This is a genomic window from Aurantivibrio infirmus (assembly GCF_054767315.1).
The window spans coordinates 710,760-734,187 of record NZ_BAAFSK010000001.1; the positions used below are offsets into that span (position 1 = coordinate 710,760).

Here is a 23,428-nt window from a genome sequence, read left to right on the forward strand (position 1 = left end):
TTCGAGGCCGCGAGGCCAGCTGAATAAATATACATTTTGGGACTAATGCAATGGATAAAGCTATTCATATAGCGCTACTGGAAGATGATATTCCGCAAGCGGAAATGGTGAGCAATTGGTTACAGATTGAGAGCTATGAAGTGAGTCATTTCGCAACCGCGAATGAATTACTGGACGCATTGAGAAGTGATTGTTTTGATCTGATGATATTTGACTGGGAGTTGCCGGATAAAGATGGTGTCGAGGTGTTGCGCCATGTGCGTAAGGAATTATCTTTAAAAACACCAATAATTTTCGCGACTCAGCGCGATAGCGAAGAAAATATTATTAAAGCACTTACGGAAGGGGCGGACGATTATCTTGTCAAGCCTCTTCGTCAAGGTGAGTTGATGGCGAGAATTAAGTCATTAAGTCGGCGCGCAGGGTTGGAGCAATCCAGTGATCTAATAGAAGTTGGCCCAATTAAGATCGATAAAAAAACCGAATCAGTCACTGTATCAGACGATACGATAAAATTAACGGATAAAGAATTTCAGGTTGCATGTTTTCTGCTGCAGAATGAAGGTAAATTATTTTCTCGAGACTATCTGTTGAAAACATTGTGGGGAGTTTCCGCCGCTATTCATACGCGTACTGTCGATAGCCACGTGAGTAAGGTGCGACGCTTGTTAAAAATTGGTCCCGAGATGGGTTATCGAATAAAAACAATTTATCAGCATGGTTACAGGTTTGAAAAAACACATTAACTGCTACGAATTCTGATATTTTTCACCTTGAATATGATTCGTGTTGTAAGTAAATATATCGTTAAAGTTTGTTGTTTATAGTCTAAAAATTAAATTCAGGATTAAGTTACTTGTCGGCGGGTAAACTAAGAATTTCGCCAGGGGGCATGAGTGAATCGCATTAAAATATTGTTTGTTTATAGTTTTCTAATCTTACTGCCAATGATTTCACAGGCGCAAGACTGGCTGTATGCAGTTAGGCCAGGAGATACGCTTTGGGACTTGTGTCTTGAATATACTAATCGCGCAAGTTGCTGGCAAGAAATAGGAAGGGCCAATAATGTTCAATATGAACGTCAAATCCCCCCAGGAACGGTTATCAAATTTCCTATTGAGTGGTTAAAAACGGTTCCTGATCCGGTCACCATTACATTCTTTCGCGGTGTCGTTCACTATCGAAAATTTTCTAGCCCAGAGTTAAGTGTTGCAGTCGCGGGCGATAAACTTACCATCGGAACAAGTATTATCGTTGGAGAGAAAAGCTCGGCAACATTGAGGTTCGCAGATGGCTCCATACTTATTTTAGAGGAGAATAGTGAGTTAGAGTTGAATGCGCTATCAGCGAACGGTGCGACCGGTATGGTGGATTCTCGATTACGACTAAAAAAAGGCTCGGCAACCACCCGGGTTCCGGAACGAGAAACAAATAAGATTCGTTTTCAAATTGAAACACCTGGTGCGGTTGCGGCGGTGCGCGGAACAAACTTTAGGGTTAGCGCAAAAATTGATGACGACAATGTGGAGGTATTGCAATCCGAGGTGATTGAAGGGGCGGTCGATGTTGCCTCGAGTGTGGATAATCAGCTAGTAAATAGAGGCTTTGGGATTATCGTTAATCGCGACCAACCTGCACCTCCACCCATCCAGTTATTATCTGCTCCTGAATGGAAGGACACTTTAGATATTCAAATGGTAGATTTGCGAAGCGAATGGCTTGCGGTCGAGGGGGCGATTACTTACAAATTAGATCTGCTATCCGATACTGAAAGCGCAGATTTGATTGATTCGCATATTTTAACGACGACGAATTTCGAGTGGAGCAACTTAAGAGAGCAGTGCTACAGAATTTCCGTCAGCGCCATTGACCGGCAGACCTTACATGGTTTGCCTGCGATAAAACGTGTTTGTATTGAAGCATTGTTTGCAGGGCCAGATGTGAATGACAAAATAAAAATGGTTGACGACAAAATATTACGTATGTCGTGGCAGAAGGTCGATCGCGCGGAGAGCTATGAAATAGAGCTTGCTACAGATGCAGAATTTAAAAACGTGGTGACTATGCTTGAAACATCATCAACTACTGTTGATATTCCAGTGTCAGAAAAATCGAAATATTTTGCACGAGTGCGCGGCGTAAACTCTGCTGGCGCTCGCAGCCTGCCTGGAAAAGTAGGCGAGTGGTCGCCCAGTCAATGGGATAAAAAACTATCGTTGATCGTGACTTTTTTTATTATCGTTGGCATGTTGTAGTTTATTAATTCATGCGCGCATATCTTCGTCATGGATTCTTACTTTTATTAATCGCAATTTTTGGCGTTTGTGTTGTACGTTGGAATTGGTTGCTTCCACTTGATCGCCTAATCTACGATCGATTTATGTATTGGCAATCACCTGCTGTACCGGAAGATATTGTTATTGTTGCGATTGATGACAGGAGTATACAAGCTTTGGGGCGCTGGCCATGGTCCCGATCTTATCACGCCACCCTCCTGGATCGATTGACGGAAGCGAACTCTCTAGCGGTTGTTTTTGATGTAATTTTTATTGATAAAGACCCTGCATACGCTGACGATGATGCGCTTTTTGCAAAAGCAATATCCGACAGCAACAAAGTAGCCCTACCAGTAATATTTGAACAAATTCAACATGAAGGCCAAGTACTTGAGCGAATGCCGCTCGCGGAATTCGCCTATGCCTCGGGAATTTTGGGTCACGTTCATATCGAGCGTGATGAAGATGGTGTAAGTCGAGCGCTGTTTTTGCAAGAAGGTGTTGGCCAAGCTTACTGGCCACATATTTCTTTGAGTTTATTAGAGGCCATCGAAGGTAGGTCGATCGAGCGAGTTGGTGTAAGTTCGGAAAACTTGTCGACGGGAACATCTCCGATGCTGATTGTTCGAAATTACTATAATTTAATTCCGTTTTTTCGAAATTCTGGCAGTGTAACAACGCTTTCTTACGTCGATGTCTTAAATGGTAATTTCCCTCAGTCTTTTTTGGAAGATAAAATTATTTTTGTTGGGATGACGGCTACTGGACTTGGGGATATGTTCGCGACGCCGGTGGGTCGAATGAATGGCGTAGAAATAAATGTCGATATTTTTCAAGCGTTAAGAACGAAAGCGTTTATCTCACCTTCGAGTCACGTAACCCATCAATTGTTAACGGGTGTCATCATTTTCGTGCTCATCGCTTTACTTAGTATGTTATCACCACGTCGCTTTTTAATTTATACCTGGGCTGTATTGGCAGCGGTTCTGTTGACCTGTTTTGCCGCCCTAAGTATCGGTCGGTATTGGTTCGCACCTAGCGGTGTTGTCGCAGCGATTATTCTTTTCTACCCTTTTTGGAGTTGGCAGCGCTTAGAGAAAGCATTGGGATTTTTGCAGTTCGAATTAAAAACTATTGCTCGTATGTATCGAGCAAAAAAAGTTCATTTGGTGGATCGAGTTATTGCAGCTCTTCCTTTTATAGAAATTCAATATCCTGAGATCAATTGGCGAATTCTGAATCTCGATACCAATGAGGCGGTTGCTAAAAGTGGCGACGACTTAGAGTTGTGGGCGCGGCTAAGCGAACAGGATGATTTGAAACCACAACAATTATCGAAAAGGCAATTTCGTTCGAAATCGACTTCCTTTGAGTTGCAAGTTTACCGCTCTGAAAAACCCGCTCCGAAATTAGAGGATCAATTGGATCGTTGCATTATGCGCTCTGTTGATGCTAGCAGGGCTCGCCATTACGGTGTTGAAGTCGTAGAACAAACAGTGCTTGATTTAAAGAACGCCAGTGATAGCGCATGGCGAGCACAGCTGTTGATACAGAAAAGTATTGATCAGTTGCCTGAGGCAATAATGATCTGTGATCTATCCGGTAGACTTTTGAATTTCAATCAAAAGGCTAAACAAAATTTTAACGTCTCACCTGAAAGCAGTCGAAATATCTCATCGCCGTTATTAGATCTGCGGACATCTTCGGATTTTTCATGGTCGGAATCATTACACAAGCTGGCGACAGAGGGATTGGCGATTACTACGGAGGTTGTACAGCCACAAAGTGAAAGGATTTTTGTCTGTCAGGCTCAACGCCTGGCACTAGCGTCGGAACAGGATCAAGTTTTAGTTTTTTCATTCACAGAAATTACTACATTACGAGCTATAGAGCGTGCCAGGTTGAATACATTGCAATTTTTGTCTCACGATATGCGTTCGCCGATGACCTCGGTATTGGCCTTGATAGAGAAGGCGAGGTACGAAGTTGACAATGGTTCTATCGGCCGTGACGGGGTAGATAAAACTAGCTTTGAGAATATTTTGAAACAAATTGAAAGCTATGTAGAGAAAAATTTGTCATACGCCGACAAATTTCTACACTTGGCAAAAGCGGAAGATAGTCAGCGAGAAGATTTTGAGCTTAGTAATTTAAGTGACATTGTTGCAAATGCTGCAGAACAAATGTATCCGCTAGCTCAGCACAAAGGTATTAATATTCGTGTTCACGGTACAGAACAAGATTTTGTAATCCGTTGTAACGCGGAATTGATCGAGCGGGCGATATCAAATCTACTGAGTAATGCAATAAAGTTTAGCGAGCAGGGGTCTGAGGTTGATCTAAGTTGTCAACGATTAGGAGGGGCAGGGGATGTAGTTCAATTGTCGGTACGTGATCATGGTGTGGGTATTCACGACGACTTGCTGCCAAAGCTATTTGAGCGATTTGAAACGATAAAGCAAGGAAACCCCGGTGGTATGGGCTTGGGTTTGGCTTTCGTACATTTGGTTGTTGAAAGGCACGGTGGAACGATAAATGTATCAAGTGTTTTTGGTCGTGGCACAGAATTCACCATTACTTTCCCTCTTTTAGTCGAAGTTGATTCCCTAGAATAAAAGCCAGGTTTCATTAAATTCATACCGGCAAGCACAGAACTGGAAAAAAGTATTAGCATCCGCCAAAGTCCCCTCGTTTACCAGGTGTAAAAGTTACCAGCAACGAATGCCAGGTCTTATCAATAATCTCTCAGTGGATTTGACAATGTTTTACACACTTCTCATTTTCGATCGAAGATAATCGCTGTTGTGGCATCGAGTGGGTTAGAATCGCCCCGAAAAAATTTGCTTCAACAGAGGAATTAAAAATGAAATACGCATCAAAAAAATTAGGCTGTTATTTAATCGCGTTATCTTTACCTGTATTAGCCACACAAGGTGTGAGTGCTCAAGATATTGATAGTGGCGTCTATATAAATCCCAATATCGGCTATTACACCTTTGGCACTGACCGAAATTTAAAGGACCAGGGAACACTCGGTTTGGGCGTCGGTTATCAATTTAATAAGCATTGGGCGAGCGAATTAAATTATCTAACCTTGGGCACAGAGGTAGATGCCAGCAATGGTAATGACGTTGACCTCGATCAAATTCGAATCGATATGCTGTACAACTTTGATACTGATACTAAATTTCAACCTTTTCTCGCCGCAGGTGTTGGTGAAAATAGGTTTGACAATAACGGAACAGATTACGACGAAACCGTTGTGGGAATAGGCGGCGGCGTAAAATACTTTTTCACTGAGCGATTATCTTTGCGCGGCGATGTAAGACTCTTCGATAGCCTTGATGAAGAAGATCAAGATGTATGGCTTGGTGTTGGTCTAAATTATATTTTTGGCGCTCGTCGTTCCGCACCAGCTGCGATTTCGACTCCAGCGACTGCCGCTCCGGTAGATAGTGATGGCGATGGTGTTTTTGATTCGGCAGATCGCTGTCCAAATACACCGAGCGGTCGGCAAGTAGACAGCACTGGCTGCGAACTTGATAGTGACAATGATGGCGTCGTAAATAGTGCGGATAATTGCCCAGACACAAGTGCTGGAGCAAAGGTCGATGAACGTGGCTGTTATATTATTTTGACGGAAACCAGAGAGATTGAACTGGAAATCAATTTCGCCAATAACTCCGCGGAAATTCAGCCCCAATATGTTCCTGAGATCCAAGAAGTCGCTAACTTCATGCGAGAATATCCACTGACGAAAGTTGTTGTTGAAGGACATACCGATGATCGTGGTGCAGCAAGCTATAACCAGCAATTATCGGAACGTCGTGCGCAAGCGGTAGCCGCAGTGTTGGTTAATCAGCTTCGTGTCGCGAGTGATCGCGTCTCGGCGATTGGTAAAGGTGAAGTAAGCCCTATCGCAACGAACGATACAGCGGAAGGTCGAGCAAGTAACCGTCGTGTAGTTGGAGTTGTCAGCGCGACTGTAGAAACCCGCCAGTAGTATTCTAAAATACTGATTGTTCGTTTGAAGGGCATGGCTAACATGCCCTTTTTACAATCGTTAACTATTTGAATAGATGCCCAAATGAACATATCATCTCGTCAGGTTTCGGTTGACAATTTTGTGAGACGAATGACATTAGATAAAGGGGTAGAGTAATGGATTTTGATATTAGTAAGCTTGCCGAGCAGGCACCTGAGCTTTTGATCGTTTACGGTACGAAAATCGCCTTGGCGTTGGTAATTTTCCTTATTGGTAAATGGCTAGCCAAATTGGCAACGGGATTGATTCAAAAAGCGATGGATGTTCGATCTGTCGACAAAACAATTACTGTTTTTATTAAAAATTTGCTGTATTACATTTTCCTTGTGATGGTTTGTATTGCGGCATTAGGTCAGTTGGGTATTCAAACTGCGTCTTTCGTCGCCATTATTGGTGCCGCTGGTTTGGCCGTTGGTTTCGCGTTGCAAGGTTCGTTATCGAATTTTGCTGCTGGCGTAATGTTAATTTTATTCCGCCCTTGTAAGGTGGGCGATTTCGTGGAGGCGGGCGGCGCTACAGGCACCGTTTCTGATATCTCCATTTTCGCAACGACAATTTTAACCGGTGATAATAAAACTATTACTGTTGCCAATTCTTCTTTGATGGGCGGAAATATCGTGAATTATTCGACGCAAGCTGAACGACGAATAGATATGGTGATTGGGGTTGGCTACGGTTCTAATATTCAGCAGGTTAAAGATGAACTTAATGCAATCGCAGCGGCGGACGAGAGAGTGTTAACCACTCGTGACGTCACTATTGGTTTGGCAGAGCTTGCGGACTCTTCGATTAATTTTGTTTTTCGTCCCTGGGTGAAGAGTGGTGATTACTGGCCAACTACCTTCGATTTGAATGAGAAAATTAAAAACCGTTTTGATGACCTAGGTATTGAAATTCCGTTTCCACAAATGGATGTTCATGTTCAGAAAGACGCTGCTTAGATAAATTGGGTGACATAAAAAAAGGGCAAGTTAATTCTTGCCCTTTTTTTATGTCGATTTCTAAATCTTAGAATTCTCTAGTTTTGTTCTCTTTCAATTGCCCGATAGGCAATATCATCTCTTTTAAAGTAACCTTGCCAGCTGATCTGGTTAGCTAGTTTGTAGGCTCGCTGTTGCGCTTCAGTTACGGAATTTCCCAAAGCAGTTACACACAAAACCCGACCACCATTGGTGACTATGTTATCACCGTCGTTCTGAGTTCCTGCGTGGAAAACTTTTTCTCCCGAAATTTCCTTTTTTGGTAAGCCAATAATCACATCACCTTTTTTGTAACTTGCAGGATAGCCACCGGCAGCGAGAACTACACCAACAGCTGGACGAGGATCCCAGTTACTTTGCATCTCATCCAGATATTTATCGATTGCTGCTTCAAAAATTTCGACTAAATCAGACTTTAAACGCATCAATATTGGTTGAGTCTCGGGATCTCCGAGTCGACAGTTATATTCGATAACTTTTGGGGCGCCGTCGGCAGATATCATTAAACCAGCATAAAGGAATCCGGTAAAAGAGTTTCCTTCTTTTGCCATGCCTTTAATGGTTGGAACAATGACTTCATTCATAACGCGATCATACACTTCATCATTAACCACTGGAGCCGGTGAATAGGCACCCATGCCACCCGTATTTAATCCGGTGTCACCGTTGCCAACTCGCTTATGATCTTGACTCGTTGCCATCGGAAGAAAATGGTCACCATCGGCGACAACAATAAAGCTCGCTTCTTCACCTTCCAGAAATTCTTCGATGACAACACGACAACCGGCCTCGCCGAAAGAATTCCCTGACAGCATATCTTCGACAGCGTCTTTCGCATCCGCAACAGTTTCGGCGACGATAACACCTTTACCCGCCGCTAGCCCATCGGCTTTAATAACTATCGGTGCACCTTTTTCATCGATGTATTTAAGGGCTGGTTCTATCTCGGTAAAACTTTGGTAGTCAGCGGTCGGAATATTGTGCCGGGCCAAAAAATCTTTGGTGAATGCTTTAGACCCCTCAAGCTGTGCTGCAGCTTTACTTGGACCAAAGCAACGAAGGCCTTGTTCTTGAAAATAATCAACGATACCTGCGACAAGGGGTGCCTCGGGACCGATGATAGTCAAATCTATTTTTTCTTTTTTGGCAAACTTTGCCAGGTTGGCGAAATCCATTACATCTATTGTTACATTCTCAATATTTTTCTCGAGATCTGTACCGGCGTTTCCCGGCGCGACATAAACATTTTCAACTCGTTCAGATTGCGCGCATTTCCAGGCAAGAGCATGTTCGCGACCACCACTACCAACGATAAGTATTTTCATAAAAATTCTTTGTTTCGATTATCTTGTTTGTTATTTAATTCAGTTAACAATTTTCTGTTAATGGCGAAAATGACGAATGCCGGTAAATACCATGGCCATCTCGTGTTCATTGGCCGCAGAAATAACTTCATCATCACGCATTGAGCCACCGGGCTGAATGACACAGCTAATGCCAACCGATGCTGCATTATCGATGCCATCTCTAAATGGAAAAAAAGCATCAGATGCCATAACGGAATTTTTAACATCTAAGCCTGCGTGTTCGGCTTTAATTGCGGCAATTCGAGCGGAGTTTACTCGGCTCATTTGTCCAGCACCGACACCAATAGTTTGTAAATTCTTCGCATAAACAATAGCGTTTGATTTTACAAACTTAGCGACTTTCCAGGCAAATAATAAATCGGAAATTTCCGCGGTTGTAGGTTTACGCTCGCTGACGACTTTGAGATCGCTCTCATTAATTACCGCTAGATCTCGGTCTTGTACTAATAGTCCGCCATTAACACGTTTGTAGTCCAAAGCAGTTTGGTTGGCTTGCCATTGGCCGCAGCTGAGTACGCGTATATTTTTTTTCTGTGCACAGATCGCTAAAGCAGCATCGCTAACGCTAGGTGCGATAATCACCTCGACGAAATGTCCGCGTTGTGAAATCGCTTGAGCGGTGGTTTCATCAAATTCTCGATTGAATGCTAGTATGCCGCCAAAAGCAGATTCACTGTCGGTAGCAAAAGCTAATTCATAAGCATCTAAAATTGATGAAGCAACGGCAACGCCACAAGGGTTGGCGTGTTTTACTATGACACAGGCGGGCTCAGAAAATTGTTTAACGGCTTCTAACGCGGCGTCGGTGTCGGCAATATTGTTATAGGATAATTCTTTACCGTGCAGTTGTTTTGCAGTGCTAATCGATGCTTCTTTAATGCCTGGCTCAACGTAGAAACTAGAATGTTGATGCGGATTTTCTCCGTAGCGTAATTCTTGTTTCTTTTCGAATTGCATATTAAAAGTTCGTGGAAATTGCTCGCTCCCACCGGGAACTAAACGACCAAAATAATTTGCAATAGCGCCGTCGTAAGCCGCCGTATGTTCGTACGCTTGAATGGCGAGATCAAAACGTTGTTGTTGTGATAGACAACCGTCATGTTCTTTCATCGAGCTAATTAATTCTGAGTAAGCGCTGGGCTTGACGACAATAGCGACATCTTTATTGTTTTTTGCTGCGGCACGAACCATGGTTGGGCCACCAATGTCGATGTTTTCGATAGCATCTTCTAAAGAGCAGTTCGGATCGGCAACGGTTTGCGAAAAGGGGTATAAATTAACAACCACCATGTCGATGGCTTTAATACCGTGTTGTTCCATGATGTCGTCATCGGTGCCGCGACGACCTAAGATACCGCCGTGGATCTTAGGGTGTAGCGTTTTAACTCTGCCATCCATCATTTCAGGATGGCCAGTGTAATCTGCTACTTCAATAGCCGGGATACCTTCGCTTTTGAGCAGCTTAAATGTGCCGCCGGTGGAGAAAATTTCGACTCCGAATTCTTGTAAGGCCTGCGCTAGTTCAACAACCCCAGATTTATCGGAAACACTGATTAATGCGCGGTTGATTTTAACGAGACCGCTGTCGGAATTTTTACTCATGAAGAATTACTCGGAAAGGTATTAAACGTTTTGCTGTGAATACTTTGGGTTCGATAAAAAATGGGTTCGATAAAAAATTCCAATGAAACACTTTCTACCGAGGCATTCTGAACTGCTCAGCAACAGAGGTGAAATTCACCGCTGTTATCTCGGATAGGCTCCCTAGATTTAATGTATCGGATAGTGCTTTTGGAAAATAATGCGGCGGTGAAAACCGCCGACTTGCGTTTGAGTATTGTACAGATCGGTTACAGTAATCCGTACTGCTTTAATTTCTTGCGTAAAGTGCCCCGGTTTAAACCAAGAACCTGTGCAGCTTTTGTTTGATTATGACGAGTGTGTTTCATAACGATTTCTAACATTGGTGCTTCTACTTCGGCGAGTACCATGTCATAAACATTGGTGACGGGCTGGCCATCCAACAATTTAAAATAATTATCCATCGATTGTTCAACGCTATCTCGCAGAGACTGGCTCTTACTAACTGTTGAAAAGCTGGTGACGTTACTGGTCGGAGCCAATTCCATTGATGTATCTTCTGCAATAAGCGTGTCTGCTGAGTTCATGCGGCAATATCCTCTCTTGTTATTAAGCGTTCAAATAATTCCTGAACGAGTGCATGTTGTGTTGAAGTTGATTCGGTTGAGTTAATTTGTTGCTGAAATTTTACTGTTGTTTTTTTTATGCTTTTTCTATGGTATTCGCTATCTGTTGGCTTCGTTAGAGGCAAGTTTTGTAAATACCATTTGATATGTTTTCTTGCGATTCTAGGCCCTAAATAATCACCATAAAATTCGTGTAAAGCTGATAAGTGCTGTTCGACAATTAGTTGTATTTCTTCAAGCGCTGGCATTTCACTTTGCAGGCCTGTTTTTAAATAGTCGTCAATCATCTTAATCATCCATGGTTGACCTTGTGCCGCTCGGCCAATCATCACTGCCGCGGCGCCAGTCTCCTTTAGCACTCTCTCCGCCTTCTCAGGAGAAGTAATATCACCGTTGGCAATCACAGGAATGGACACTGTGTTGACAATATCTGCGATGGTTTGGTACTCAGCTTCACCTTTGAAGTGACAGGCTCGAGTTCTTCCATGAACCGTCAACGCTTGTATTCCTGCGTCCTCAGCAATTTTTGCTATGGTCGTTGCGTTTCTCGATTGCGGGCACCAGCCGGTACGAATTTTTAAGCTTACAGGAATCTCTACTGCTTTAACGACTGCACGTAAAATATTTGTAACCAAGTCTTCGTCGCGAAGTAAGGCAGAGCCAGCGGCTTTACTGCATACTTTTTTCGCGGGACAACCCATATTTATATCGATAATTTCTGCGCCTTGTTCAGCGCAAGCAATAGCGGCAGAAGCCATCATCTCAGGCTCACTACCAGCAATTTGTATGCTTCTTGGGATTATTTGTTCTGAGTCAGAGGCTGTTTCTTCTAGCAAACGTAATCTCGACTTGCGGCTATGCCACAAGCGAGTATCTGCCGTTATCATCTCTGAAGTGGTAAGGGCTGCGCCCATTCCTTGGCAAATTGCTCTGAAGGGCGTGTCGGAAATTCCCGCCATTGGCGCGAGTAAAACCCGGCCGGTTAAACAGTGGTGGCCGATGTGAAACAAGAGTTTCCCCCAAACGATCTACGCCTTTTTGCACAATCGCATAGAATTGTGCGTCCCAAAATGATCCCGTAAAGAGCGGCTATGATACCCGTTGAGGCTTGGCTTGGGGAAGTGGATTTTGCACAAATAGGTGAATTAGTAGACGTAATTTAAATTTGCCAAGGTGCATATCGCGACTTCACACTTAAGTGCTAAAAAAATTATTTGATTTACTTGCTGGTTATAGTTCGATATTTCTAGTGGTGTTGATTGAAAGTGTGTATTAACTTTCAATCAACATGTCGCCACTTATTTTTTATAAACCGAGAGAGCAGGACGAGATCGTTAATAAACGGGGTTCGTCGCTGAATTGGGGTTTTGAATTCGCGATCATCAGTTTGGGATCTAGTTTGGAATATAGGCGCTGTAGTTAACCGCTTCGGGGCCGGGGTCAGCAATTTCGAGTGATAAATGAATAGGCTGATTGCTGGGCATATCGTTTGTTTTGCCTGCCAGTTCACCGCCAAGGTATTCAGCTGGTGTGAAGCGGCGAGCGGCAAGCGTATCACCTTGCAAGTTACTGAAGGTCAACACGAGGTCTGGGAATGGTTGCTTGTGGGGGGCAGTGTTACGCAAAATCGTATCGATCATCAACGCGTTGGCAACACTTGGGTGAGAGCGAACCACGAGGTTTGAAGTGCGAATGAGTTGCGGCGCATCGAGTGTTGGTACAGTGCAGCCGAAGATAGGGCAAAAAGCGGTGTACCAAGCGCGATAGGGTTCCTGGCGACTTAGGGTGTCGAACTGAAGCCAGGCGACTTGCAGGATCAACACTAAGACCCCAAGGCTGACGGCGCCCCCCCATAGAAGACGCTTGCCCCATTGATTTCCACCCTGATAAAAAGCGAATTCGACAGGCTCAGGCTGAATGCGTCTTAGTAGAGCACCTCGGTTTTTAGGGTCGTCGGAATAATCATCATATTCATCATCGTAACCGTCATAGTCATCTTCATCCGGCTCCGAATAGGGCGCTTGAAAATCGATGACTTCATCTTCGTTGATGCTCGGTTCCACGTGCTCGCTGAGATGTTCCCCTAGGTGGTCTTCGTGTTCGTAATCGTCAAAGTCTTCGTCTTCTACTGCTGCAAAACTGCCGGTATTAACGCGTGAATAATCGTCAGTGCTGCGTTTTAGGTCGTCAACAACACCAATCATGCCGAGGGAATCGATGGCATCTTCTTCTGTATCGGGGTTTTCTAAATCGATGGACTTTGCCGATGCGGGGTAGGCGTCATCGTCGTCGTCTTCCAAAAGATCGATGGCCCAAGATTCATCCGGATCTTTTTCGTCTTCATCATCATCTTTGTTCTTTTTTGATGATTCACCACGATCAAATAGCGAAGAGCTTTTAGGTTGCCAAGAATCCAGATCTAAGAAACTCTCGACAAGATCTTCACCGTAGGCACTCTTATTTTTTGGCGGTTCGTCATCTTCGAATTCCATCTCATCGCTAATGAGTAAATTGTCATCGTCAAGGGAGGTCTGTGGACCGCTTACCTCGTCATTGTCGATAGCGGACTGATCAAATAAGAAGGTGTTTTTAGGGCCAGGCTCTCCTATTGGCTCGGCTTTATCTTCCTCATCATCGAAAACGAGATCATCATCGTCGATTTGGTCGGAACTTGTCGCAAATTCTTCGCCTTGCGCTTCTGGTAAAGGTTGGTCGATGAGCTCATCTTCTGGTGGTTCGCTGATTGTTGGGGATGCCTCTGTAACACGAGAGATGGGAGTGGAATCTTCTACCCGCGCAGATTGAATCGGAGCCTGTTCTTGATCAATTTCTTCGGCCGTCGAATCTTCTGCCCCAAAGTCTTCAACTGGGAAGTCATGTGAAATCTCAGCTTCAGAATTCTCTGCTAGATCTTCGCCTTCAAATTCGAACATCTTTGAGAACTCCGCTTCACCGATGTTTTCACTATTCGGTTCAGGGTCTTCGTGTTCTTCTTGAGGGGTGGGTTCAGGGGCTTGCGCGACCGCTATCGTTGCTGGTTCGGCGGACGCGGGCTTCGCAGTTTGAGTATCGCTTGTTTCACTGTCAGTTTTTGGATGTTTCGCTGTGGGCTCTGCTGCTGGAGCCGCCGCAGCTGCGGGCTTCTTTCTCAACACTAAGTTGTCGGCGGCTTTAAATATTTGTAGACATGAGCCACAGCGCACCGATCCCTTAGCAGTTTTTAGCTGGGCTTCGGTAATGCGAAAAGAGGTTTCGCAAGATGGGCAGCGGGTAATCATGTCGGTCATGTCGCGTTGAATTCCAATCTCAAGTTTTCGATTTTCCCAGATTTCAATCTATCGCGCTGGTCTATTCATTCAGCTTTGATCACTCGTCAATAGGGAAATCTTAATAGCCAGCAAATATTGTTTTGAATGAAGTTTCCATAGTGCTTTAGGAAAATTACGTAACAGCTTGATTATTAACTTGTAAGTGTAGTCTTTCGCTTTCTCAGCGACAACAATCATTCTGATTATAGGCGTGATTTTAGCTATCGACGGGTGGCAGCCAATTGTACCCAATGATCCAATTCTCTTATGGGAGCGAAGTCAAAATGCTCCCGATATGCCGACATAACCGCCTCGGCCTGGCTGTCGAGAATGCCGGATAGGCAAAGTAAGCTACCGGGGTGGGTTAGTGCGGTAATTCTAGGGGCGAGTTCTACTAAAGGGCCGGCAAGGATATTGGCGAAAACGAGATCGGCACTTTTATCGTTAAATTGTTCAGGCAAAAAAGTTCTCACGCTGTTTTCGGGAAGGTGATTGCGCCGACTATTGTCCTGAGTCGCGATGAGTGCTTGAGGGTCAATGTCGACGGCATCTACCGGACCAGAGCCCATACGAAGCGCAGTAATGCCGAGGATTCCAGAGCCGCATCCGTAATCGATAACCGACAGCTCGCTCACCTCTTGTTCGGCGAGCCATTGTAAGCAGAGCAGTGTAGTGGGGTGAGTGCCGGTTCCAAACGCCATACCAGGGTCGAGGAGAATATTCAGGGCCAGTGGGTCTGGTGGCGGACACCAACTGGGGCATATCCACACACCGTTACCACAGTCGATAGGTTGGTAATGTTTCATCCATTCTCGCTGCCAATCCTTGTCTTCAAGTTGCTCCCATTTGAAGGACGCTTGGGTGGTAGCGATCACCGGCGCTAAGACCTTGTCGAGTTCGGATGTATCGACACCAGCGTCAAATAAACCCGTGACCCGAGTTGCTCGCCATAAGGGAGTTTCCCCCAAGGCGGGCTCCAATATGGGTTGGTCGGCGTTGTGGGTAAAAGTCACCGATGCAGCACCAAGTTTCAAAATGGCGGACTCGATTGCCGAGGCATGGCTCGGGTCAGTATCGACGAAAAGTTGTAACCAGGACATTGGTAAGAGCGTTCCGAAAATAGAAAAAAACAGCGCAGGTTAAGGCGAGGTTGAATTTATTTTTTTAGTTGCGTGAAGGCAGCAGTTAACGCGAGCTCATAGCTGAGTGCACCAAAGCCACCAATAACACCTACCGCCACATCCGATAGAAAAGACTGGTGACGAAATGACTCTCGTCCATAAACGTTTGAAAGATGCACTTCGATGAAGGGAATATTTACACCCAATAGCGCATCGCGTAAGGCGACACTTGTATGTGTGAACGCGGCGGGATTTATAAGAATGAAATCGACGCCGTCACTAGCAGCCTCATGAATTCGATCAATCAATTCATACTCCGCATTACTTTGCAGAACATGCAGATGATGCCCTGCGGCTAAACATAAATCAGTTAAGCGCTGATTAATGTCTTCTAGGCTTGTTGCGCCATAAACCTCAGGCTCGCGGCTACCGAGTAGGTTTAGATTAGGTCCGTGCAAAACTAAAATTGTTGCCATGTGCTTTTGCCCTAGATCTGACCGCGAGTAAATTACTACCCGATACTCGCAAGCAGAGAAATTGATTGCGGGAAGTTTGCCGGAAAAACTGGAAAGAGTCTAATTTAAGGAAGGTCCTAAAGCCCGGCTCGACTCAGTTTTATCTATTAGAAATTCAACGATAACAGAGAGTTCGAGTGGGGCTTGGGCGAGACGTCTAGAAACAAAAATTGCTCAACGCGAGGCGACGGAGCTATTAGCTGCTCGTTGCATCGCCTCTAACACGGTGTCTTGGGTTAGAAATTGCGGTAAAACTTCTGCGGGTAAAGAGGTGTCGGCAGGGAACATTAGGTAAAGTGGAACACCGCTGCGACGATACTCATGCATTAAGGCTGTGATGCGAGGGTCTTCGTTTGTCCAGTCTCCTTTCACCATGCCGATATTTAATTCTTTCGCCGCTTCTTTTACGGCGTCACGACTCAGGGCGACGCGCTCATTCGCGTGGCAAGTGATGCACCACGCCGCTGTTAAATTTACGAATACTGGCTGTCCGCTATTTCTTAAATCCGCTACCAGTTCTGCTGAATATGGTTGCCAAAATTCGCTTTTACCAAACTCTTTGGCTTTGACGGCCAAACCAAAACCGGTGACAACAGATACAAGTGTGAGCGAGTAAACAAACATTTTTGCTGTGTTATTTTTTGGTTTGCGTTGCATCAACCAAATAGAGAAGGCAATCGCGATTGCACCCAACACCACTACAGCTGCAGCATCGACACTGGTTTGTCTGCCCAATACCCATAACAACCAAACCGCAGTGATATATAAAGGGAAGGCCAAAAATTGCTTCAGGGTTTCCATCCATGCGCCGGGCTTAGGTAGCAAGGCAGCGAGTTTTGGGCTGTAGCTCAATAGCAAGAAAGGTAGCGCCATACCCAGTCCAAGTGCGGCGAATACCGATAGAGCTATTGGGGGTGATTGAGTCAGGGCGACACCTAAGGCGGGAGCCATAAACGGCGCGGTACAAGGGCTTGCTACCACTACGGCGAGTACACCGGTAAAAAATGAGCCTTGCAAACCTTGGCGTGTTGTAAGGGATTGACCGATACCCATCATGCTACTGCCAAAATGAACGAAACCCGACAAGCTTAAACCCATGACTAAAAATAGATAAAACATCAGGGCAACGAATATTGGCGACTGTAGTTGCTTGCCCCAATCCGCATCTCCACCTAGGGCACGAATACCAATAATGATTCCGCCTATTGCTAAAAACGAAGCAACCGCGCCAGCGGTATAGACCCAACCGTGAACGTGATGACTATGAGAAGAGCCGGAAGAGGAAATAAAGCTCAACGCTTTAATAGACAATACGGGGAATACACAGGGCATTAAATTTAATATCACGCCGCCAATTAAGGCGATAAGCAGGGTGTAGAGTGAAAAAGTTGAGCCCTCGAAGTTATTGTTGGCTGCACCCGAGTTGATTAAGCCGTTGCCATTTCCGCCGGAAGATTCAGGTTTCGCCGTTAATGCCGCAATGCTCTGCGCCGTGCCTTGGTCTAGGTCGATCTCGAAATAATTGGTTTTCGGGGGGAAGCATAAACCTGGCGCACAGCCCTGGAAGCCGACGGCTAATTCCAGTGAGCGGATATCGGCGGGAACAGTAAAGTTCACATCAGCGCTGACGTAATACAGCTCTCGATCTCTTTCTGAAAACTCGTCGTATTTAACTTTACCTTTTGAATAATCTGGCCGGATTGAAATTTCTTTCCCGTCACTATATGCCCTGAACTTGAACATGTCTCGATAGAGATAATATTCTGGCTCAATGTCCCAGTGCAGCGCGATCGCATTCTCTTGCAAATCAAAAGACAAGAGGTAGGCTACTTCAGGATCAAGGTATTCATCGTCTTGTTGATCGAGTCCATTACTCGAAAGGGAGTTGCTGGTCGAAGAGCTAAGTGGATCTGGGCTAGTTGCGGACGAACCGTTCGCCAATGGATCTTGCGCATGCAGTGTCGTGGGGAGCGCCATTAGTGCAATGATCAGCGTGGCGAGAATGGTTGCGATATGGGAGCGCATGATATGATTCACCTTAAATTTTTACGGCAGCGGCGAGTCGCATTATTGCATATGGCCTATTTTTGGCTGATTTAGTCGCAAACTCGCTAGTGCGGAATAGACCTAATTCTAAAGGTTTAGTTTCTGGAAAGTGTAACCTATCGGCTGGTTTTTGGAGCGTTTATCGGTCTGGGAGCTGATTTTTGCGTAGGCTTACACAAAAAATTGCCTTTAAGCCCCGATATACTGGCGACTTTTAGAGGAAGTGGCTTTTGCTGTCAACTCAAGCGCTTGACCATGACGTGATGGCGTTTCTCCCTAGTAGGAAGTCAGCAGGATATTTAGATAGGTATGAAAAGATGATTTTGAATAGGCATTTTTTTTGTTTCGCGTTGATACTGTTTTCCTTTGTGCCCCTGGTCTTGTTTAGCACTTCGAGTTCAGCGCAGCTTAGTGCTGAATCGTTTCAATCGACCCCGGCTAAAAGAACCTTAGAAGATGATGTGCGGCAACTGTTGAGTGATGCTGAGGCAGCCTTAGCGAGCAACAAATTAACGACACCGCTACATGACAACGCATTTGATCGCTTTCAAGCGGTGTTGTTATTGCGACCGAACAATCAGCAAGCGAAGACAGGGTTACAGCAGATATTTGCTCGCTATGCAGCCTTAACTCGCAGTGCCTTGGCATCTAGTCAACTGCATCAGGCTCGCGAGTATATTGAGCGAGCGAAATTTGTCGACAAAAATTCCCCAGAAATCTCTCAGTTGATAAAAGAAGTCGCAATTGCGCAACAGCGGTTAAATGAAACACGCGTCGTCGAAATTCCAAAAGCTGACGATAAAGAAATCTCTCTAGACCCCTACATTCTTAGTCAACGAAATGAGCAGGTGGTCAATCAATTACAGATCTTAGCTTTACATATAAAAGAGTCTGACGAATCATTACTCATCTATGCGCGCAATGATTCAGAAGGCCGCTGGATATATAAAACCATGAGTGAAGGAATTCCGGGATATCGTCTTCGTGGCGATATTCGTTTAGCAAAAACACCGAAGATTGTTGTCTTGCCGCCAATAGAATAGTTCTGTGCAAATTAAGTCGTAGTATTAGAAAAGAATTCTAAGGTTCCTTAATCTTTAAGATAGATAAATAAGAGTTGTCAACATGGCTAAAAATTTTTTTAAACGGCAATGGCTCGGATTTCGTCGTTCGGTGAATGACAATACCGCCGAGATAAATGATGATATTGAAAGCGGCGGTTGGCTAGCTAAGCTCATCATTTATTTTTTGTTGTTTTGCTTTTTATTTGTTGTTGGCGTTGGAATGTATTGGAGCTCTGAGCCAGACCCTTTTGATGTGAGAGTTGTCGCCGAAGAATATGCAACAGAAAATGGTCATCAAGTTGTTATCGGAACGACTACGACCGCAACGATGATTGTAACAACTCGATACCTGCTCGATAAACCGGGTGGTTTTCTTAGTAACGATGTGATGCCGCCTGGACTTTGGTTGGATAATATGCCGAGTTGGGAATATGGTGCGTTAATTCAGATTCGCGATCTCAGTAAAGCGATGAGAGAGCGTTTCAGCCGCTCGCAATCACAATCAATTGAAGATGAAGATTTAGCCTTAGCTGAAAATAGATTTAACGTCGATAATTCTGCTTGGCTTTTCCCTCGTCCCGAGGCTGAATACGCGGAAGCCGCGGAATATCTTGAGAATTATTTACGCAGACTCGGGGACGCTGACCAAACCAATGCACAGTTTTTTTCTCGCGCCGATAACTTGCGTTATTGGTTGAGTAATGTAGAGACTCGCCTAGGAAGTCTTTCGCAGCGATTAAGCGCAAGTGTTGGGCAGCGACGGCTCAATCTAGATATAAGTTCAGGTTCGAGTGGTGAAATTTCTTCGATTTCAGCGCCGAGAGATGAGCTCGTACAGACCCCGTGGATGGATATTGATAATGTTTTTTATGAGGCACGGGGTTCGGCTTGGGCTTTGGCGCAATTTTTGCGCGCTGTTGAAGTAGATTTTGCCGATGTGCTCGAAGACAAAAATGCGCTTGTTAGTTTGCAACAGATCATTCGCGAACTTGAAGCGACGCAAGTTACTATTTGGAGTCCAATGATATTGAATGGTGATGGTTTTGGTTTTCTTGCCAATCATTCTTTAGTTTTGGCATCTTATATTTCTCGCGCGAATGCTGGGATTATAGATCTGCGTGAATTACTGTCCCAAGGTTAGAGGTTGTTGCACTTGATTAATAATATTCTCGCCTTCCCAACTTAGAAAATTTCCTTTTTTAACAAGTCTCCGAACGTCGTTGTGTACTCATTGTTGGTGCTGGGTTTTTAATTATGAAAGCATTCTTGCTCACCCGGCAATGGCGAGACACTCCTCAAGGTATCACGCTGGAACTTTGGTTTGCCGGAGAGTGCGGGCCTGTCCTGGTGGAGATTCCAAAGCAGGAATCCGTTTTTTTTATTCGTGAAGCCGATGTTCTTCGTTTCAAAAAAATTATCCAAAAAACGCACGCTTCCTTTGTTCGAGTGGGTGATGCACGCTTCCTAAATTTTCATAATGACACCGTTGTGCCCTGTTATTTTACAAGTCAGCGTGTTGCTAGGGAGTATGAGCAAAAACTCGCAGGAGTAAATATTACAGTTTGGGAAGCAGATATTCGCCCACCACAACGGTATTTGATGGAGAGGTTTATTACTGGCGGTGTGGATATACAGGGCGAAGTTCAGAAAAAAGAAAGTTATTTCCATGCGAAATCTCCGCAGTTAAAAGCCAATGAATATCGCCCTCAGCTCAAGGTTGTTTCGCTTGATATAGAAACAACTATGGATGCAGCCACTTTATTTTCGGCTGCAGTTTTTAGCGATGAGCTCGCTTTAGTATTTATGATTGGTGGTGTCGATGGCCAAGAAGATGGGCTTACGACCATTGCGTGTGAAAATGAAAAACAATGCCTAGAAAAATTAATTGCTTGGTTCGATGATTATAATCCGGACATTATTATTGGGTGGAATGTAATTCAGTTTGATTTCTGGGTATTGGAAACACTGTGCAAGCGTTGTGAGATTGCTGCAAATTTTGGTCGCAACAAACAGAAAGTTCATTGGCGAGAAGATGATAACAACCGACGCTATATGCAAATGCCAGGACGGATTGTTCTAGACGGTATAGAAGTGCTAAAAGCGGCTACTTATCAATTAAGTAGTTATGCCTTGGAAAATGTCGCACGTTCTCTACTCGATGACGGTAAGCTGTTAAAAGGAAACGATCGAGGCGAGCTGATCTCGGAACTCTTCGCCGAAGATAAAAATAAACTCGCTCGTTATAACATCAAAGATTGTGAGTTGGTGTGGGATATTTTTCAGCAGGAGTCTCTCATTCATTTTATTTTAGAGCGGAGTCAATTGACCGGTCTGTTAATGGATAGAATCGGCGGATCTGTCGCCGCTTTCGATTATTTATATCTGCCCAAATTGCATCGTAAAGGATATGTGGCTCCAAACTTGGGTGAGTTTGAGTCCGAGTTAATGAGCCCTGGCGGCTACGTTCTTGATTCTGATCCGGGAATCTATCGAAATGTACTCGTTCTCGATTTCAAGAGCTTGTACCCAAGTATTATTCGCACTTTTAGAATTGACCCTTACGGTTATCGTGTGACTCAGCATCAGGACCTTAAAGCAGAAGATATTGTTGAGGGGTATCGAGGGGCTTCTTTTTCAAAACATGAACATCTGTTGCCCAATATTATTGAAACCTTATGGCAAGCCCGTGATCGTGCCAAGCAAGAAAAGAATGCGCCCTTGTCGCAAGCGATTAAAATAATTATGAATTCCTTTTACGGAGTGCTTGGTTCAACCGGTTGTCGTTTTTACGACCCCCGTGTTTGTAGCTCCATTACCTTACGCGGTCACGACATTATTCAAACCAGTAAACAATGGATTGAAGCGCAAAGGTATAAAGTTATTTATGGTGATACCGATTCATTGTTTGTTTGGATTGGCAATCAAGTTTCTGAAAAAGATGCGGGTAAAATTGGCAATAAAATAGCGGAACAGCTCAATAAATTCTGGCAAAAAAAGCTCGATAAAGAATTCGGTATCGATTGCGCACTAGAAATGGAATTCGAGACCCACTACTTACAGTTTTTAATGCCGACTATTCGTGGCTCGACAATGGGGAGTAAAAAACGCTACGCAGGGATCGTGAATAAAAACGGCAAAGCTAAGCTAATATTTAAAGGTTTGGAAAATGTTAGAACCGATTGGACGCGGCTAGCAAAGCAGTTTCAAGAAGAGCTTTATCGCCGAGTGTTTGCTGAAGAGGAGCTGGAAGCGTTTATTTTAACCAGGGCCGAGCAAGTGATGGCGGGCGAACTGGATGAAGACCTCATCTATCGAAAACGCTTACGTCGCAAATTGGAGGATTATCAAAAGAATGTACCTCCTCATGTGCAAGCTGCGAGAAAACTACAAAAGATGACAGGTACGACGATTAAACGTGGCGAGTGGATTGAATACGTTATTACGCTGGGTGGTCCTGAGCCACTTGGGTATCAAACCCACGGGTTGGATTATCAGCATTATGTCGATAAGCAGTTGGCTCCTGTGGCGGACGGCGTATTACAGTTTGTAGGGCTCTCGTTTTCGCAGATTGTCGCTCCTCAGCTAACCTTGTTTGGCCACTAGGTGTGACGCTTGAGTAGGCTAAAGATTGACTAAAGTTTCACTTTGAGTTGTCGATAAACATCAGAGTGACTTTAATAATCTGTTTAGCCGAGGAAAATTATGCTTGGGTCTCTGTTTAGCGTTAAAAAGAATAAACCTGTACCAACAGATCTACTGCTGAATCGCGTTTATTTGGAGCTTAACCAATTACAGAGAAATCGTCAGTTTCTAGACGTTCAAATCCCCGGTGAAAATACCAGCTTGCAAAGCCTGATTCTAGAAATAGATCCCGATGAAAAAACTATTCTCATTGATGAATTCTTCCCGCGTGGATTTCTTGGTTTGCCAGGGCAGAAATTAAAGTTTTGTTTGCGTCAAAAAGGCGGTCGCAGTATCCGTTTTGAATCCGCGATCTTGGAGCGTCATTCGATCGATGGGACACCGGTCTATGTGATTGCCATGCCTCATTCGCTCAACAATGATCAACGTCGTGCCTCTTACCGAATTCCAGTTGATTCGAGAAAAGCCATTAATCTGCAATTTTTTGCTCCTGATCACTGTCAGCACAGTGGTCGGCTTGCGGATATTTCGATTGGTGGTATTTGCTTGCAGAGTCGTGAAAGCTTCGTTCGTGATCTCCAGGAGAATGATACCTTGTTGGATTTGGCCTTCGAGTTTGCTGGAGCCCATCTAGAGTGTGATCTTATTGTAAAAACCGTGCAGACAAAGGTGGAGCCCGGAATGCCCTATAGAATTGGTGCTGCTTTTGCTGACCTCCCCAGCCAAGAAGCGCGCCAACTGGAGCGCAGTATCATGCAGATTCAAAGAGATGCACTGAGAAAAGAACAACAACAAAAAGCACCACTATTAAATTAATAGAGTAGTAGTGACGCATTTTCGATTAAATCCTTTAATTT

At 44.5% G+C, this 23,428-nt stretch carries 17 protein-coding genes; 9 read left to right on the forward strand and 8 right to left on the reverse strand.

Features of this window, described 5'->3' with window-relative positions:
- Positions 1–50 precede the first annotated feature (50 nt).
- The 5 genes from ACYUCY_RS03365 to ACYUCY_RS03385 all read left to right on the forward strand — a co-directional run bounded on the left by ACYUCY_RS03365 (position 51) and on the right by ACYUCY_RS03385 (position 7,262).
- Positions 51–746 (forward strand): response regulator transcription factor, encoded by a 696-nt coding sequence (locus tag ACYUCY_RS03365; protein ID WP_460225032.1) that lies wholly within the window; start codon positions 51–53, stop codon positions 744–746.
- Between the two features lie 150 nt (positions 747–896).
- Positions 897–2,255, forward strand: a complete 1,359-nt coding sequence (locus ACYUCY_RS03370) for a FecR family protein (protein WP_460225033.1) — start codon at positions 897–899, stop codon at positions 2,253–2,255.
- A gap of 11 nt (positions 2,256–2,266) precedes the next feature.
- Positions 2,267–4,891: a CHASE2 domain-containing protein gene (locus ACYUCY_RS03375; RefSeq protein WP_460225034.1), complete on the forward strand. Its 2,625-nt coding sequence runs from the start codon at positions 2,267–2,269 to the stop codon at positions 4,889–4,891.
- A 248-nt stretch (positions 4,892–5,139) separates the two neighbouring features.
- On the forward strand, positions 5,140–6,279 hold the full coding sequence (locus tag ACYUCY_RS03380) for an OmpA family protein (RefSeq protein WP_460225035.1): 1,140 nt from the start codon (positions 5,140–5,142) through the stop codon (positions 6,277–6,279).
- Positions 6,280–6,437: 158 nt separating this feature from the next.
- On the forward strand, positions 6,438–7,262 hold the full coding sequence (locus ACYUCY_RS03385) for a mechanosensitive ion channel family protein (protein ID WP_460225036.1): 825 nt from the start codon (positions 6,438–6,440) through the stop codon (positions 7,260–7,262).
- A gap of 77 nt (positions 7,263–7,339) precedes the next feature.
- On the opposite strand, the gene purD is transcribed toward ACYUCY_RS03385, so the two are convergent.
- The 8 genes from purD to ACYUCY_RS03425 all read right to left on the reverse strand — a co-directional run bounded on the left by purD (position 7,340) and on the right by ACYUCY_RS03425 (position 17,844).
- Positions 7,340–8,626: a phosphoribosylamine--glycine ligase gene (gene purD / locus ACYUCY_RS03390; RefSeq protein ID WP_460225037.1), complete on the reverse strand. Its 1,287-nt coding sequence runs from the start codon at positions 8,624–8,626 to the stop codon at positions 7,340–7,342.
- A 57-nt stretch (positions 8,627–8,683) separates the two neighbouring features.
- Complete coding sequence (gene purH, locus ACYUCY_RS03395) at positions 8,684–10,270, reverse strand: bifunctional phosphoribosylaminoimidazolecarboxamide formyltransferase/IMP cyclohydrolase (RefSeq protein ID WP_460225038.1); 1,587 nt, start codon at positions 10,268–10,270, stop codon at positions 8,684–8,686.
- Positions 10,271–10,518: 248 nt separating this feature from the next.
- A complete protein-coding gene (gene fis / locus ACYUCY_RS03400) occupies positions 10,519–10,836 on the reverse strand; it encodes a DNA-binding transcriptional regulator Fis (protein ID WP_460225039.1) in 318 nt (105 codons plus the stop codon).
- Complete coding sequence (gene dusB / locus ACYUCY_RS03405) at positions 10,833–11,885, reverse strand: tRNA dihydrouridine synthase DusB (RefSeq protein ID WP_460225040.1); 1,053 nt, start codon at positions 11,883–11,885, stop codon at positions 10,833–10,835. The genes fis and dusB overlap by 4 nt, the downstream gene beginning before the upstream one ends.
- Before the next feature lie 384 nt (positions 11,886–12,269).
- Positions 12,270–14,162: a DUF3426 domain-containing protein gene (locus ACYUCY_RS03410; protein ID WP_460225041.1), complete on the reverse strand. Its 1,893-nt coding sequence runs from the start codon at positions 14,160–14,162 to the stop codon at positions 12,270–12,272.
- Positions 14,163–14,404: 242 nt separating this feature from the next.
- The gene (gene prmA, locus ACYUCY_RS03415; protein WP_460225042.1) at positions 14,405–15,283 is read right to left on the reverse strand and encodes a 50S ribosomal protein L11 methyltransferase; all 879 of its coding nucleotides are present in this window, start codon (positions 15,281–15,283) and stop codon (positions 14,405–14,407) included.
- 56 nt (positions 15,284–15,339) lie between these two features.
- Positions 15,340–15,780 (reverse strand): type II 3-dehydroquinate dehydratase, encoded by a 441-nt coding sequence (gene aroQ / locus ACYUCY_RS03420; protein ID WP_460225043.1) that lies wholly within the window; start codon positions 15,778–15,780, stop codon positions 15,340–15,342.
- A 213-nt stretch (positions 15,781–15,993) separates the two neighbouring features.
- Positions 15,994–17,844: a protein-disulfide reductase DsbD family protein gene (locus tag ACYUCY_RS03425; RefSeq protein WP_460225044.1), complete on the reverse strand. Its 1,851-nt coding sequence runs from the start codon at positions 17,842–17,844 to the stop codon at positions 15,994–15,996.
- A gap of 251 nt (positions 17,845–18,095) precedes the next feature.
- Between ACYUCY_RS03425 and ACYUCY_RS03430 the strand changes: the two genes are divergently transcribed.
- The 4 genes from ACYUCY_RS03430 (at position 18,096) to ACYUCY_RS03445 (ending at position 23,387) form a co-directional block, all read left to right on the forward strand.
- The gene (locus ACYUCY_RS03430) at positions 18,096–18,908 is read left to right on the forward strand and encodes a hypothetical protein (protein ID WP_460225045.1); all 813 of its coding nucleotides are present in this window, start codon (positions 18,096–18,098) and stop codon (positions 18,906–18,908) included.
- A gap of 82 nt (positions 18,909–18,990) precedes the next feature.
- Positions 18,991–20,070 carry a DUF2333 family protein gene (locus tag ACYUCY_RS03435; protein ID WP_460225046.1) on the forward strand — a complete coding sequence of 360 codons (1,080 nt, stop codon included), beginning with the start codon at positions 18,991–18,993 and terminating at the stop codon, positions 20,068–20,070.
- A gap of 113 nt (positions 20,071–20,183) precedes the next feature.
- Positions 20,184–22,532 (forward strand): DNA polymerase II, encoded by a 2,349-nt coding sequence (locus tag ACYUCY_RS03440; RefSeq protein ID WP_460225047.1) that lies wholly within the window; start codon positions 20,184–20,186, stop codon positions 22,530–22,532.
- A gap of 99 nt (positions 22,533–22,631) precedes the next feature.
- Positions 22,632–23,387 (forward strand): flagellar brake protein, encoded by a 756-nt coding sequence (locus ACYUCY_RS03445; protein WP_460225048.1) that lies wholly within the window; start codon positions 22,632–22,634, stop codon positions 23,385–23,387.
- The last annotated feature ends 41 nt before the right edge of the window (positions 23,388–23,428 follow it).